The organism is Stenotrophomonas sp. 610A2, assembly GCF_030549615.1.
Lineage (GTDB): Bacteria > Pseudomonadota > Gammaproteobacteria > Xanthomonadales > Xanthomonadaceae > Stenotrophomonas > Stenotrophomonas pigmentata.
In genome coordinates, this window is the sequence record NZ_CP130832.1 from 3,473,997 (window position 1) to 3,488,898 (window position 14,902).

Genomic DNA, 14,902 nt, shown 5'->3' on the forward strand with positions numbered 1-14,902 from the left:
ACCGTCCCAGCTCTCCCCTTTGAAGTCACTGCCCTGATGGATACCGCGCTGACGCTCACCACCGATATGAAGCTCGTGCTCGGGCTGGTGGGCTTCACGATGGCCATGTTCCTGTTCGAGCGCATCCGCGCCGACGTGGTGGCCTTGGTGGTGATGGTGGTGCTGGGCGTCACCGGCCTGATCGCCCCGGAAGAAATCTTCGGCGGTTTCTCCGGTAACGCGGTGATGAGCATCATCGCCACCACCATTCTCGGTGCCGGCCTGGACCGCACCGGCGCGTTGAACCGGCTCGCCGGCTGGTTGCTGCGGCGTTCGCATGGACTGGAACAACGGCTGCTGCTGCTGACCACTGCCACCGCCGGTTTGAACTCTTCGTTCATGCAGAACCCGTCGGTGATGGCGCTGTACCTGCCGGTCGCCTCGCGCCTGGCCTCGCGCACCGCACTCACCTTGAAACGCCAACTGCTGCCGATTTCCGCCGCCATCGTGATGGGTGGCGCACTGACCATGGTCGGCAACTCGCCGCTGATCCTGCTCAACGACTTGTTGATGTCGGCCAACAACAACCTGCCTTCCGGCACCGCCACCATCGAACCACTGCGCATGTTCGCGCCGTTGCCGATTGGTATCGCGCTGCTGATCGCTTCGTTGCTGTACTTCCGTTTTTACGGCAGCCGCAAGCTGCAGGAAGAAGAAACCGAAAGCGAAGACGGCCAGGCCCCGGCCCGAACCGAAAGCTATTTTGCCAAGGCCTACGGCATTGAAGGCGATGTCTTCGAACTGCTGGTCACCGCCGAGAGTCCTCTGGTCGGCATGACCGTGGGCGAGGCTGAAAACCTGTTCGACGCCCCGCTGTTCCTTGCGCTGAAAACCGGCGATGACACGCGCCTGTCGCCACCGGCGGACATGCGCATCTGGGTTGGCAGCGCACTGGGCGTGATGGGTCCACGCCGGCAGGTGTCGGACTTCGCGCAGAACCAGTTCCTGCGCATGTCCTCGCGGCTGAAGCAGCTGGGCGATCTGTTCAATCCGGCCCGCGCTGGCATTTCCGAAGCAGTGGTACCGCCTACCTCGCGCCTGATCGGCAAGACCGCCGGCGAACTGCGCCTGCGCAAGGAACGCGGCATCAGCCTGCTGGCGATCAACCGCGACAAGCAGGTGATCCGCGAGGACGTGCGCAACACGCCACTACGCGCCGGCGACATGCTGGTCTTCCACAGCATCTGGCAGGACCTGGCCACCGCAGCCGAGAGCCGCGACTTCGTGGTGGTCACTGACTACCCCAAGGGCGAGCAGCGCCCGCACAAGTTCAAGATCGCGATGGCGATCTTCGCGCTGACCATCATCATCGCGCTCACCTCGCACTTGCCGGTCGCCCTGACCCTGCTCACCGGCGTGGCCGGCATGTTGTTGACTGGCGTGCTGCGCATGGACGAGGCCTATGCGGCGATCAACTGGAAGACCATCTTCATGATGGCCGGCCTGATTCCGCTGGGCTGGGCGATGGACAGCAGTGGCGCGGCGGCATGGATCGCCGGCCACACCATCGACAAACTGCCTACCGGCATTCCCGTCTGGGTGCTGGAGATCGCATTGGCCTTGCTGACCACCGCATTCTCACTGGTGATCAGCCATGTCGGTGCGACCATCGTGATGGTGCCGATCGCAGTCAACCTGGCCTTGGCTGCCGGCGGCAATCCCACCGCGTTCGCCCTGATCGTCGCCTTGTCGGCATCCAACAACCTGATGACCGCGTCCAACCCGGTGATCTCGATGGCAATGGGCCCGGCCAAATACACCCCGCGTGAGATGTGGCGGGTAGGCGGCCCCTTGTCGCTGCTCTACACCGTGATCGTGGTGATCATGATCAACATCATGTTCTGAAAGGCTCGGCAACCTGTAGGAGCGGCATAAGCTGCGAAGTCACTGCACCGGCCAACGCCAGGACCCGAAAACCACCCGCCATACAGCGGACAGCGGTTTCCATCAAACACCCCAAGCCTTGCGACATTCCTGGCTTCGCGGTTCACGTCGCTCCCACAGAAGCGGCAAGACCTGCGGAATCCATCAGCCCAGCAACACCTTGCCATCCGCTACCGATACCGGCACCGCGCGCAGCGAATCGCCCTTGCACGGGCCAGCCACGCAGATACCGCCTTCCAGCTCGAATGAAGCGCCATGCACCGCGCACACAAGATGCCCTTCGCGGCTTTTGAGGAACTGACCGGGTGCCCAATCCAACGCGCGCCCTGCATGCGGGCAGACATTCAACCATGCGCGCACCGAGTTGCCTTCGCGGTACAGCACGAGCGTCTCGGCGTCGCCATCAATCACCGCCACCACCGCATGGAAGCCCTGGTCAGGCACGACCTCAAGCGGGCAAAGTTCGATTCCGGAAGCGATGGCGCTGGACATTGGAACACCGATACAAGTAAGCCAGCCATTGTCGCATGGGCAGACGTGACCCAAAACGAAGCTGACTCACGCCCTTGTCCAGCCCCCTATTCAGACAGCGATTAACGACAACTTCACGCAATTGCCCTCTGCGCCCCTGATACTCGACGGCAGACTCAACGTCATCCAACTTTCATGAATATCCGTTACGTCCAATTCGCCAAGCTGCGCAACCTGTTCGCACCGCGCAAACCGCGCAACCCGCTGGTGCGCATTGCCTTGGGCCTGCTGGGCATCGCAATCCTTGCGGTGCTGATTGTTGGCGGTATTTTCGTTGGTGCAGCCATGATCCTCGGCGGCATCGCGTGGAAGCTGCTGGCAGCACGCAAGGCCCGCGCCGTGCGCAAGGCCGACCCGACCGTGGTCGATGCCGAATACCGCGTAGTCCGCAAGGCCGCCCTGCCACAAGCGCGCTGAGCTTTTCTGTAGTGCCGAGCCATGCTCGGCAGGGGCTTTACCAGACAGCCAACAGCCTACCCCTCCCCAACCCTCCCCTTCGCTGCGCGAAAGGGAGGGAGCGAAAGCTTCTGCCGAACCATGCTCGACAAAGGCTTTACCGACGCCGTCAGACTGTAGGAGCGGCGTAAGCCGCGAAGCCGGCATTGCTGGAACCAGCGGTATATCCACAATCGGATCGGTTATCAGCTTCGCGGCTTACGCCGCTCCTACAAATCGGCATTGCCGCTGAGCAATGCGCGCTCCACACACCCGCTCCGTCCGCTAGACTTTTGCGTCGTTTCACCTGGACGCAACCATGACTGATCTGATCCCTGCCCTGCCCTTGCCCCGCATCCCGGTCGCCGGTGGCGGTACGTTCCCGGTGCACCGCATCTATTGCGTGGGCCGCAACTTTGCCGACCATGCACGCGAGATGGGCGCTGCCGCCCCCGCCTCGGCCAGCGAGCGCGGCCAGCCGATGTTCTTCATGAAGCCCGCCGATGCCGTGGTCATTGGCGATGCCGCGATTCCCTACCCGTCCGCCACCTCCGATCTGCACCATGAGGTCGAACTGGTCGTGGCACTTGGCAAGGATGCACCTGCCGGCGTGCTCGCCGTGGAAGATGCGATGGCGCTGGTACTGGCCTACGGCGTAGGCCTGGACCTGACCCGCCGCGACCTGCAGGCCGCTGCCAAGGCGAAGGGCGGCCCCTGGGATATCGCCAAGGGCTTCGACCATTCCGCTCCGGTCAGCAGCCTCGTGCTGGCATCCGAGGTGGGTGCCCTGGCGCCGCTGGAGCTGTCACTGGAAATCAATGGCGAAGTACGGCAGAAGTCCACGCTGGACCAGATGATCTGGAATGTCCCGGATATCCTGCACGAGCTGTCCAAGCTCTATGCACTGCGTGCCGGCGACCTTGTCTTCATGGGTACCCCCGCCGGCGTGGCCGCCCTGCAACGCGGTGATCGCTTCAGTGCGCGCCTCGGAAACATCGCACAACGCGACGGCGTGATCGTCTGATGACAGGCGTTGGAGTACGCTGCGCCAGCTCCCCCTTACGTACGCACAGGAGAAACACATGGGAATGATCAGCGAATTCAAGGAATTTGCGATGCGCGGCAACGTCATCGACCTCGCGGTCGGTGTCGTCATCGGTGGTGCGTTCGGCAAGATCGTCACCTCGCTGGTGGACAAAGTGATCATGCCGCCGATCGGCTGGCTGATCGGCAATGTCGATTTCTCGGCATTGGCCTGGACGCTGGCACCGGCCAAGATCGGCGCCGATGGCAAGGAAATCCCCGCCGTGGTGATCGGCTATGGCGATTTCATCAACACGCTGATCCAGTTCATCATTGTCGCCTTCGCGATCTTCATGCTGGTCAAGGTGGTCAACCGCCTCTCACGCAAGAAGGCCGAAGCACCGGCCGCTGCGCCTGAGCCGAGCGAAGAAGTACTGCTGCTGCGCGAAATCCGCGACAGCCTCAACAAGCACTGAGCAATCAGCAGGCGTATCGACAACGGCCGGGAATTCCCGGCCGTTGTCGTTTGCATGGCTTAGAACAGCAGGGTCATCGATGCCTGCGGGCTGATATAGGAATCGCTGTTGCGCCCGCCTGGCAACGAGGCCTGCACCCCGACCAGGAAACCCAACTGGTGATTGACGTTGTACTCCAGCGCTGGCGCGATGCTGAAACTCCGGCTGGCTCCGTCATGCCGCACCACCTGCTCCCGTTGCCCAGCCACACTCAAAGCGCTGCCATTGAGCACGCTCCCGGATTGCCTGCCTGCGGTCAGATCCATCGCAAGCGCCCAGTTGTGGTTGATGCTGTATTCTAGACCAAGCGCCGCACTCAGCGCAGGCCCCGGACTGACATGCCCGCGAAAACTGCGATCGGTGCCATACACGCTGGCACCAGTGATTGACACATCCCGCGGCGACGGACTCCAGCGGGCCTGCCAACGCAAACGCAGCGGCCGCCCATTCGGCAGCCAGTAGTAGTTCTGCCCCAGCACCGACAGGTTGCTGCGCGAGACACCGCTGCCCTGACCATTGAGCAGATTGTCACCCAAGCCGTCATAGCGCCCTGTGGGCAATGACTGACCAAGCATTACCGCGTACTCCGCCTTGCCAGCGAGCGCATCACCTTCACGCATCAGATAGCGTAGTCGCAGCGCACCGTCCGCCATGCGAAATCCGTCACTGTGCTGCCCGCCCTGGCTGCTTCTGGCACTGTCCAGTACCAGTTCACCGGTGAGATTCTCGGTGAAACCAGCGCTGATCATCACGCTCAGCAGCGTTGTGTCGCTGGACTCGCCCAGCGTGTGCCGGTCACCGTTGTTGTCATAGCGTCCGCTGGTGTGCGTCTGTATCAGATAGGGCTGGGTATAGAACCGTCCTTGCGGCAGCGTTGACGGCCCCGGTGTCAGCAAGGGGCCGGTAAAACGCACATCGTCCAGCGAATGCGCCTGCGCCCTTCCTGCGATTGCTGCCAGCATCGCCACCAACAGCGTACCTGCAGCCCTGTTGCTCAATGTCATTACAACGTCCTGATTCATCCACCCAATCGGTGGAAAGCCCAGACTCGCGCGCAGCGCGATGCCGCCGACACCGGGAAAACCCTGCTCATCCTGTAGCGCTTTTCAGCTGAAAAGCGGCCTAACCGATGCGCTGCAGCACCGTCATAGGACAAACCCTCGCGTCGATCCTGTTATTTGCCCCATACCAACTGGCACATCCGCCTACATCCACTCACTGTTACCCTGACTGGACAAATCACCTTGGAATTGACTATGCGTCGCCGTGCTCTTTCCCTTGCCCTTCTACTGCTGTGCACCTCGGCCGCTGCCAACGCAGCGCCTACCCATATCCCGCAGCAGTCGCTGGCCAAGGCTGGCGAACTGCGTGAGCAGGCATTGGCCGACAACACCGCGTGGCAGGTGGTTGAATCGCTGACCACCGAAATCGGTCCGCGCATGGCCGGCAGCGAAGCCGATGCGCGCGCGGTGGAATGGGCCAAGGCCAAGTTCAAGGCGCTGGGCTTCGACAAGGTCTGGACCGAGCCGGTCACCTTCCCCAAGTGGGAACGCCGCAGCGAGCACGCCTCGGTGTTGGGCGCGCACCCGCAGCCGCTGACCATCACCGCACTCGGCGGCAGCCCGGCCGGCACGGTTGAAGCCGAAGTCGTGCGTTTCGAGGGCCTGGACGCGCTGAAGGCTGCCCCAGAGGGTTCGTTGGCGGGCAAGATCGCCTACATCGACTTCACCATGACCCGCAAGCGCAACGGCGAGGACTATGGCATCGGCGGCAGCGTGCGTAGCCGTGGTCCGTCGGAGGCGATCCGCAAGGGTGCGGTCGGTTTCATCATGCGCTCGGCCGGTACCGACTCGCACCGCATGCCGCATACCGGCATCACCCGCTATGACGAAGGCCTGACCCCCGTGCCGTCGGCGGCGCTGTCCGGCCCTGACGCCGACCAGCTCAACCGTCTGGTCGCACGCGGCGCCACCCGTATCCGCATCGCGCTGGATTGCGGCTGGGATGGCACTTACACCTCGCAGAATGTGATCGGCGAAATCACCGGCCGCAGCCTGCCCAAGGAAGTAGTGGTGATCGGTGGCCATCTGGATTCCTGGGACCTGGGCACGGGTGCCATCGATGACGGCGCGGGCGTAGGCATCACCATGGCCGCTGGCCATTTGATCGGTCAGCTCAAGCAGGCGCCCAAGCGCACGATCCGCGTCATCGCCTTCGCCAACGAAGAGCAGGGGCTGTACGGCGGCAAGGCTTATGCTGCAGCGCGCGTGGCAGCTGGCGAGGTCGTGCAGCAGCATATCGCCGCCGAGAGCGACTTCGGCGCGGGGCGCATCTATGCCTTCAACACCGGTTCGGGCAACCCGGCCGAGTCGCGTGAAGCCACCCGTCAGATCGGCGAAGCACTGGCGCCGTTGGGCATTGAGTACCGCGCCAACGAAGGTGGTCCCGGCCCCGACGTAGGCCCGCTGGCCGCCAAGGGCGGCGCCTGGGCGTGGCTGGCGCAGGACGGGACCGATTACTTCGATCTGCACCACACCCCGGACGATACCTTGGACAAGATCGACCCGAAGGCATTGGCGCAGAACGTGGCTGCCTACACCGTGTTTGCCTATCTGGCGGCGGAGTCCGAGGGCAGTTTCGGCAGCGAAGCCAAGGATGTGGTGCCGCCGCGGGAGTGATTTTCGGGCTTGTTGAAAACAAGAAAGGCGCCGCAGGGCGCCTTTCTTGTTTTGGTTTCCGTAGTGCCGAGCCATGCTCGGCAGGGGCTCTACCGGTAAAGCCTCTGCCGAGCATGGCTCGGCACTACAGGTTTGGTTTTGCTAGGAAAGCCCCTGCCGAGCATGGCTCGGCACTACGGCCGTTGCCCCCTCCCTTTCACGCAGCGAAGGGGAGGGTTGGGGAGGGGTAAGCTGTTGGCTGGCTGGTGAAGCTCCTGCCGAGCATGGCTCGGCACTACAGTTTGGCTTTGCTGGGAAAGCCCCTGCCGAGCATGGCTCGGCACTACAGTTTGGCTTTGCTACGAAGGCCTCTGCCGAGCATGGCTCGGCACCACCGTATTTTTCAACGCTGCTTGCGGCTGTTCCAGCTGGCCAGGAATACCGCGGTGGCCGAGGCCACATTCAGGCTTTCCACTGCGCCGCTTCCGGGAATCGACAAGCGCAGGTCACAGCTCTGCGCGAAGTCGCGGTCCATGCCCTCGCCCTCCGCACCCATCACGTAGACCATGCGATCCGGCAGCTCGGTGGTGAAGACGTTGTCGCCATCGGCCACCAGGGTCGCGGCCAGACCAAAGCCGGCATCGCGCAGCTGCGCAACCGCCTGCGGCAGCGCTGGCAGACGGACCAGCGGCACCGATTCGGCGCCACCTTCGGCGACGCGCGCGGCAGCGCCGGACAGGGCCAGGGTCGAGTCAGCCGGCAACAGGATTGCCGCAACACCAAAATGTGCGGCCGAACGCAGGATCGCGCCGAAGTTGTGCGGGTTGCCCACGCCGTCCAGCCACAAGGCCAGCGCAGGACCGTCCTTCAACGATGCCAGCCAGGTCGCCAGCGCCAGCGGTTCCTGCTTCTGCACGTCGGCCACCAGGCCTTCGTGGTGGGTGGTGGCGGCCAGTTTGTTGAGGTCGCCATCGCCAACCACGCGGTAACCCACGCGGTTGGCCACACACCATTTCAGCACCGGCTGCAGGCGCTGGATCATGTCCTCGGCCAGGTAGAGCTTGCGCAGCGCCTGCGGGCGCTTGGCAAACATCGCCTGTACGGCATTGAAGCCGTACAGGCGCATTTCATCGCCGCCGCGTACTGGTACACCGTCACCACCTTCACGTGCGGCTGACGGCGCAGCCGGGGTTGCGCGGGGTGGCCGCGAAGAAGGGCGACGGTTGTTCCAGGGGTTACTCACAGCGGTTCCTTTGAATTACTTGTTGCTACGCCAGAATTCGGCATTCTTGATGCCCAGTGCATCGGGGTCGAAGACCGGGTCCAGGCCAAGCTTCTTCTGCCGCTCATAGTCGGACAGTGCAAGCATGGCAGGCTTTTGCAGGATCAGGATGGCGATGACGTTCAGCCAGGCCATCAAGCCCACGCCGATATCACCCAGCGCCCAGGCCATTTTCGCATTGTGGTAAGCGCCAAACACCACCATCGCCATGATGCCAAGACGCAGCACCAGGGTAGCCGCCGGATGGGTGCGGTTGCTGCCAGCCAGGTAGGTCAGGTTGGTTTCGGCCATGTAGTAATAGGCCATGATCGTGGTGAAGGCGAAGAAGAACAGCGCCAGGGCCACAAAGCCCCCCCCCCAGCCAGGCAACACCGACTCCACCGCTGCCTGGGTAAACAGGGCACCTTCGGAGGGCTGCACGCCGGGTACGCCGGTGATGATGGCTTCGAGCTTGGTCACGCCGCCTTCGGTCACTTCGCGGAACACGTTGTACATGCCGGTGGACAGCACCAGGAACGCGGTCGAGGTGCAGACCAGCATGGTGTCGAAATAGATGGCGAAAGCCTGCACATAACCCTGCTTGGCCGGGTGCGATACCTCGGCGGCGGCAGCGGCGTGCGGACCGGTGCCCTGGCCAGCCTCATTGGCGTAGATGCCGCGCTTGACGCCCCAGGCGATGGCCTGGCCGATGATGCCGCCAAAAGCCGCGTGCGCGCCGAATGCGCTGGAGAAGATGTCCGAGAACATCGCCGGCACCTTGCTGGCATTGAGCATCATCACCACGATCGCCATCAGGATGAAGCCCAGTGCCATGAACGGCACGATGACTTCGGCGAAGCTGGCAATGCGCTTCACGCCACCGAAGATGATGATGCCCAGCAGTGCTGCCACGGCCAGGCCGATCCACAGCTTCATGCTTGCCGTGCCGCCCACCGAGGCGCAGGCGTCGGCACCAGTGCAAAGCACGTTGACCGCGCTGTCGGCAATCGCATTGGCCTGCACACCCGGCAGCAGGAAGCCACCAGCGATGACGGTAGCCACGGCGAACACCGCCGCGTACCACTTCAAGCCCATGGCTTTTTCAATGTAATACGCCGGGCCACCGCGGTAACGGCCTTCGCCGTCCTTGACCTTGTAGATCTGTGCCAGCGTGCACTCCACATAGGAGGTGGATGCGCCGAGGAAGCCCATCACCCACATCCAGAAAATCGCGCCAGGTCCGCCATAGGCAATAGCCGTGGCCACGCCGGCGATGTTGCCGATACCCATGCGCCCTGCCATCGACATGGCCAGCGCCTGGAACGATGAGACACCCGCATCGGACTTCTCGCCGCGGATGGTGAGCCGGCACATCTCGGCAAAACCCCGGATCTGCATGAAGCGGGTGCGCACACTGAACCAGAGACCGGCGCCCAGACACATGAAGATGAGCGCATTACTCCAGATGATGCCGTTGATCGATTCGACGATGGATTCCACGTAATTCCCCGGAAAGCTGAAAGGTAGCCAAAGCCCGGACTCCCGGGGCTGACCGATTTTTCCACGATTAAGCTTGGCTGTGCACGGCCTTTACGCCAATTTCAGCAAAGTCCTGATCAGGGCGAAGCAGCGCATGTCATGCAACTGCCCGTCCTTGAGCACCGATTGGCGTTCGGTGCCCTCCTCCACGAATCCATTCTTCAACAGCACCCGCGCCGAGGCCGGGTTGCCGGCCATCACCTGTGCGGACATTCGTGTCAGCGCCAGGGTATCCATCACCCACGGCACATAGGCGCCGACCACCGCGGTCATGATGCCCTGCCCCCAATAGCGCTGGCCCAGCCAATAACCCAGCGATGCCGAATGACGCCGCTCGTCCCTGCCCTGGGTCACGCCGATGCCCCCGCAGGCCTGACCATCCATCTCCAGTGCAAACACCTGCCCCCGCAGGTCCAGCACCTGTCCCGCCAGAAACGCCTCGCCATCGGCGCGGGTATACGGATAGGGAAAGCGCGTGCTCAGCCCCCGCGATACCGCCGCATCGTTGGCATGCTCGAGCAGCGCGTCCAGGTCCCCTGCGTGCCAGGGGCGTAACCGGACGCGACCGCCGAGCAGCGGCTCATGCATGGCCGCCAACCGAAGGTGTCTCGCGCTCGAGCTTCTCCAGCGCGTTGGCCACGGTTTCCGGCGACTTGGTGTACGGCGCCAACAGCGCGTAGAACGCCGGCACCACGAACAGCGACAGGAAGGTGGACACGCTGACGCCGAAGATCACCACGATGCCGATGGTGGCGCGGCTGGCCGAACCGGGGCCGCCAGCCACGACCAGCGGAATCGCGCCAACCACGGTCGCGATCGAGGTCATCAGAATCGGCCGCAGGCGCACCATCGACGACTCGACGATGGCCTGGTGCACGTTGCGGCCTTCATCGCGCAACTGGTTGGCGAATTCGACGATCAGGATGCCGTTCTTCGCCGCCAGGCCGACCAGCATGACGATGCCGATCTGACTGAACAGGTTGAGCGTGCCGCCACTGAGGTACAGGCCAACGAAGGCACCCAGCACGCCCAAGGGCACGGTCAGCATGATTACCAGCGGATGGATGAAGCTCTCGAACTGCGCGGCCAGCACCAGGTAGACCACCAGCAAGGCCATGGCGAAGGTCAGCAGCACCGCGCTGCCGGCGCTCTGGTACTCGCGCGATTCGCCCTTCCAGTCGATCTGCGCGTATTCCGGCAGTTCCTCGGCGGTCACCTGTTTGGCCCAATCGATGGTTTCGCCCAGCGTATGGCCCGGCGCGACGTTGGCGCTGATGGTGATCGAACGCAGGCGGTTGAAGCGGTTGAGGCTGCCGGCCTCGGCCACTTCACTGAGCGTGACCAGGTTGGACAGCGGCACCAGTTCGCCCGAGCGCGCCCGCACCTGGATCGCCGACAGGTCGGCCGGCGAGGCACGGCCTTCGCGGCCGGCCTGCACCAGTACGTCGTATTCCTCGCCGTTGTCGACGAAGGTGGTGACGCGGCGCGAACCCATCATGGTTTCCAGCGCGCGGCCGATGTCGGTGACCGAGATACCAAGGTCGGCCGCACGCTGGCGGTCGATGTTGACCCGCATCTGCGGCCGGGTTTCCTTGTAATCCGAATCCGCGCCAACCAGACCGGGATAGTCAGCCATGCGCTCCAGCAGGCGATCACGCCACTGTGCGATTTCGGCGTATTCCGGGCCACCGAGCACAATCTGGAAGGGCTGGCCCATGCTGCGCACCAGACCGCCACCGACCATCGTGCGCACGCGCACGCCGCTGAGGTCATTCAGCTCTTTCTGCAGGTCATTGGCCACATCCACCGTGGCTTCGCTGCGATTGCGCCACGGCTGCAGGAACACGCTCATGCGGCCGGTGTGCATTTCTTCGCTGTTGCCCCAACCACCGGGCACGCGCGGATTGGCGCGGACAATGGGTTCGTCCGGGCCGACGAAGCGGGAAACGATCTTCTCGACCTGCTGCACCTGCTCCACGGTGTAGTCGTAGCCGGCACCTTCCGGGCCATCGATCATGATCTGGAACGAGCCACGGTCCTCGGCCGGGGCCAGCTCCGAGGGAATCAGCTTGAACAGACCCCAGCTGGCGCCAAGCGCACCCAGCATCACCAGCCCGAACACCCAGCTACGCTGCACGTGGCGATCCAACACACGGCCGTAGGCTGCCGACAGCCGCTCCAACTGACGGTTGATGAAGCCATGCAGGCGACTGACCTTCTGCTCGCTATGCGGCTTGAGCAGCTTGGACGCCATCATCGGCGTCAGCGTCAGCGCGACGAAGGCCGACAAGGCCACCGCCGCCGCCAGCGCAACCGCCAGCTCGCGGAACAAGCGCCCGGTATTGCCTTCAAGGAAACCGACCGGCAGGAACACCGCCACCAGCACCGCCGTCGTCGCGATCACCGCGAACGCGACCTGCGCGGTACCGCGCTTGGCGGCCACCAGCGGCGGCTCGCCCAGATCAATGCGGCGTTGCACGTTCTCGACCACGACGATGGCGTCATCCACCACCAGACCGATACACAGCACCAGCGCCAGCAGGGTGAACAGGTTGATCGAGAAGCCAAACGCGAACAGCGCGATGAAGGCCGCCACCAGACACACCGGCACCGTCACCGCGGGAATCAAGGCCGCGCGCAGGCTGCCGAGGAACAGCCAGATCACTACCAGCACCAGCAGCATCGCTTCGACCAGGGTCGCGTAAACGCGCTCCACCGCGGCTTCAATGAAGGTGGTGTTGTCGAAGGCGACGAAGATCTGCGTGCCCTTGGGCAGGGTCTGGCCGATGCGCTCGGCTTCGGCACGGGTATCGCGCGCCACGTCCAGCGCATTGGCCGTGGAGGTCTTGACGATGCCCAGGCCGATACCCGGTTCGCCGTTGCTGCGGAAATAGGCGCGGCGCTCCGACGAGGCCAGTTCAACCTTGGCCACATCGCCCAGCCGCACCACGTAGCCGTCATTGCCCTTGCCCAGCGGGATGCTGGCGAAGTCGGCCGGGGCCACGTAGCTGCGTTCGACGCGCAGGGTGAAATCGCGGTCGGCCGATTCGATGCGGCCGGCCGGCAACTCCACGTTCTCGTTGCGCAGCGCGGTTTCGACCTCGTTGACGGTCATGCCGCGCGCAGCCAGCTGGTCACGGTCCAGCCATACCCGCATCGCGTAACGCTGACGGCCGCCGATGCGCACCTGCGCCACACCGTCGATGCTGGAGAAACGATCCACCACGTAGCGGTCGGCGTAATCGCTGAGCTCCAGCGTATCCATCACCGAGGACGACATGTTGAACCAGATGATCGGGTCGGCATCGCTCTCGACCTTGGCGATCTCCGGCGGCCGCGCCTCTTCCGGCATGCGGTCGGCAACGCGGCTGACCGCATCGCGCACGTCGTTGGCGGCGGCTTCGATATCGCGGTTGGCGTTGAACTCGATGCTGACCGAGGCACGGCCATTGGTGCTGCGTGCATTGATGGTATCGATGCCTTCGATACCGGCCAGTGCGTCTTCCAGTACCTGGGTGACGCGGCTTTCGATCACCGCCGCCGAGGCGCCGGTGTAATCCACCGATACCGAGACGATGGGCGGATCAATCGCCGGCAGCTCGCGCAGGGTCAGGCGGGTGAAGGACATGATGCCCAGCACCAGCAGCAACAGGCTCATCACCACGGCCAGCACCGGCCGCTTGATCGAAAGGTCGGACAGCTTCATCCGGCAGTCGCCAACTTGGCCGGCGCGGCAACTTCAGCCGGCTTCAGCGGCGCGGCCGCGTCGGCGGCCTTGGCCGGCTTCTCATCCTGGATGCGGATGCCTGGGCGCAGCTTGCCAGTACCATCGACAACGATGCGATCGCCGGCCTTCAACCCTTCGACAATCTCCACCACCCCGGCACGACGGGTGCCGGCCTTGATGTCTGCGCGCTCGACGCTGTCGTCCTGCTTGACCCGAAACACATAGGAATCGCGGCCCACCTGCACCACCGCGATCTCCGGAATCACCAGCGCATCGCGCTCGGGGCGGAACAGGCGCACGTCGAGCAGCATGCCCGGGCGCAGCGCATGGTCGGCATTGTCGAAATCGGCGCGGACGGTGATCGCACGGCTGCCCGGATCGACGCGGGCGTCGATGGTGCTGACTTCGCCTTCAAACGTGCGCCCCGGATAGGCGATGCTGCTGCCGCTGACCTTGTCGCCAATCTGCAGCGAGGACAGCTGCGCTTCCGGAACCTGGAAATCAACGTGCATGCGCGAGATGTCATCGAGGGTGGCGATGGCCGTGGTCGGCGTGACCAGCGAACCCGGGCTGACCTGGCGAATACCCAATACGCCAGCGAATGGCGCACGCACCTGCCGATCAACGATATCGGCGCGCATCTGCTGCACACGGGCCTCGGCGGCATCGCGGATGGACTGCTGCGTGTCCAGCGTTGAATGCGCGACCAGCTGCTGTGCGGCCAGTTCACGCTGGCGCTTGTAGAGCCGGTCAGCCTCGGAGAAGGTGGCCTGGGCCTGGGCCAGCGCGGCCTGCTGGGCCTGCCCGCGCAGCGTCACCAGCGGGGCGCCGGTAGCGACCTGCTGGCCGCTTTCGAAATGCACCTTGTCGATGATTTCGCTGACCTTGGCGGTGACGATGATGGATTCACGTGCCTTGGCAGTGCCGTTAGCCTGCAAGGTATCGCTCCAGGGCGCGGTTTCGACGACCTGGGTAGTGACCAGTACCGCACCGGCAGCTTGCTGCGGCGCATCGGCGTTCTTGCGGTTGCATCCGGCCAACGCCAGCGCCAAGACAGTGCCACCTGCAACGGTGACGGCAAATCGCCCGAACATACAGAGTCCCATCGGATACACGATCGGGCAGTCTAGCGGTGTCAGATGACGGCTGGATGTGCCGTTAGGGGGGGAGCACCACCTCATTTGGAGCAGCGGTAGTGCCGAGCCATGCTCGGCAGGGGCCTGCACAGGTGATGGCAGCGGCCAAAGGCTTACCCCTCCCCAACCCTCCCCTCCGCCTTCGGCGCAAGGGA

General features: G+C 63.9%; 12 protein-coding genes. 5 read left to right on the top strand and 7 right to left on the bottom strand.

From position 1 onward, the window contains the following. Window positions 1–36: 36 nt before the first annotated feature. Window positions 37–1,884 carry an SLC13 family permease gene (locus tag Q5Z11_RS15535; protein ID WP_303747225.1) on the top strand — a complete coding sequence of 616 codons (1,848 nt, stop codon included), beginning with the start codon at window positions 37–39 and terminating at the stop codon, window positions 1,882–1,884. A 183-nt stretch (window positions 1,885–2,067) separates the two neighbouring features. On the opposite strand, the gene Q5Z11_RS15540 is transcribed toward Q5Z11_RS15535, so the two are convergent. Next, window positions 2,068–2,415, bottom strand: coding sequence for a Rieske (2Fe-2S) protein (locus Q5Z11_RS15540; RefSeq protein ID WP_303747226.1), 348 nt, complete (start codon window positions 2,413–2,415; stop codon window positions 2,068–2,070). 174 nt (window positions 2,416–2,589) lie between these two features. Between Q5Z11_RS15540 and Q5Z11_RS15545 the strand changes: the two genes are divergently transcribed. The 3 genes from Q5Z11_RS15545 to mscL all read left to right on the top strand — a co-directional run bounded on the left by Q5Z11_RS15545 (window position 2,590) and on the right by mscL (window position 4,388). Next, on the top strand, window positions 2,590–2,871 hold the full coding sequence (locus tag Q5Z11_RS15545; protein WP_303747227.1) for a hypothetical protein: 282 nt from the start codon (window positions 2,590–2,592) through the stop codon (window positions 2,869–2,871). 337 nt (window positions 2,872–3,208) lie between these two features. Further along, window positions 3,209–3,913, top strand: coding sequence for a fumarylacetoacetate hydrolase family protein (locus Q5Z11_RS15550; RefSeq protein ID WP_303747228.1), 705 nt, complete (start codon window positions 3,209–3,211; stop codon window positions 3,911–3,913). A gap of 58 nt (window positions 3,914–3,971) precedes the next feature. Continuing rightward, window positions 3,972–4,388, top strand: coding sequence for a large-conductance mechanosensitive channel protein MscL (gene mscL / locus Q5Z11_RS15555; protein WP_303747229.1), 417 nt, complete (start codon window positions 3,972–3,974; stop codon window positions 4,386–4,388). A gap of 59 nt (window positions 4,389–4,447) precedes the next feature. On the opposite strand, the gene Q5Z11_RS15560 is transcribed toward mscL, so the two are convergent. After that, window positions 4,448–5,431: a hypothetical protein gene (locus tag Q5Z11_RS15560; protein WP_303747230.1), complete on the bottom strand. Its 984-nt coding sequence runs from the start codon at window positions 5,429–5,431 to the stop codon at window positions 4,448–4,450. Between the two features lie 252 nt (window positions 5,432–5,683). Here Q5Z11_RS15560 and Q5Z11_RS15565 point away from each other — a divergent pair, with 252 nt between their 5' ends. Then, window positions 5,684–7,105, top strand: coding sequence for a M28 family peptidase (locus tag Q5Z11_RS15565; RefSeq protein WP_303747231.1), 1,422 nt, complete (start codon window positions 5,684–5,686; stop codon window positions 7,103–7,105). A gap of 382 nt (window positions 7,106–7,487) precedes the next feature. Here Q5Z11_RS15565 and Q5Z11_RS15570 read toward each other — a convergent pair whose 3' ends face one another. The 5 genes from Q5Z11_RS15570 to Q5Z11_RS15590 form a co-directional block, all read right to left on the bottom strand. Beyond that, window positions 7,488–8,327: a TrmH family RNA methyltransferase gene (locus Q5Z11_RS15570; protein WP_303747232.1), complete on the bottom strand. Its 840-nt coding sequence runs from the start codon at window positions 8,325–8,327 to the stop codon at window positions 7,488–7,490. 15 nt (window positions 8,328–8,342) lie between these two features. Beyond that, complete coding sequence (locus Q5Z11_RS15575) at window positions 8,343–9,788, bottom strand: alanine/glycine:cation symporter family protein (RefSeq protein WP_405051704.1); 1,446 nt, start codon at window positions 9,786–9,788, stop codon at window positions 8,343–8,345. A gap of 147 nt (window positions 9,789–9,935) precedes the next feature. Then, a complete protein-coding gene (locus Q5Z11_RS15580; RefSeq protein ID WP_303747234.1) occupies window positions 9,936–10,472 on the bottom strand; it encodes a GNAT family N-acetyltransferase in 537 nt (178 codons plus the stop codon). Next, window positions 10,465–13,590 (bottom strand): efflux RND transporter permease subunit, encoded by a 3,126-nt coding sequence (locus Q5Z11_RS15585; RefSeq protein ID WP_303747235.1) that lies wholly within the window; start codon window positions 13,588–13,590, stop codon window positions 10,465–10,467. The genes Q5Z11_RS15580 and Q5Z11_RS15585 overlap by 8 nt, the downstream gene beginning before the upstream one ends. Next, a complete protein-coding gene (locus tag Q5Z11_RS15590; protein ID WP_303747236.1) occupies window positions 13,587–14,705 on the bottom strand; it encodes an efflux RND transporter periplasmic adaptor subunit in 1,119 nt (372 codons plus the stop codon). The genes Q5Z11_RS15585 and Q5Z11_RS15590 overlap by 4 nt, the downstream gene beginning before the upstream one ends. Between the last annotated feature and the right edge of the window lie 197 nt (window positions 14,706–14,902).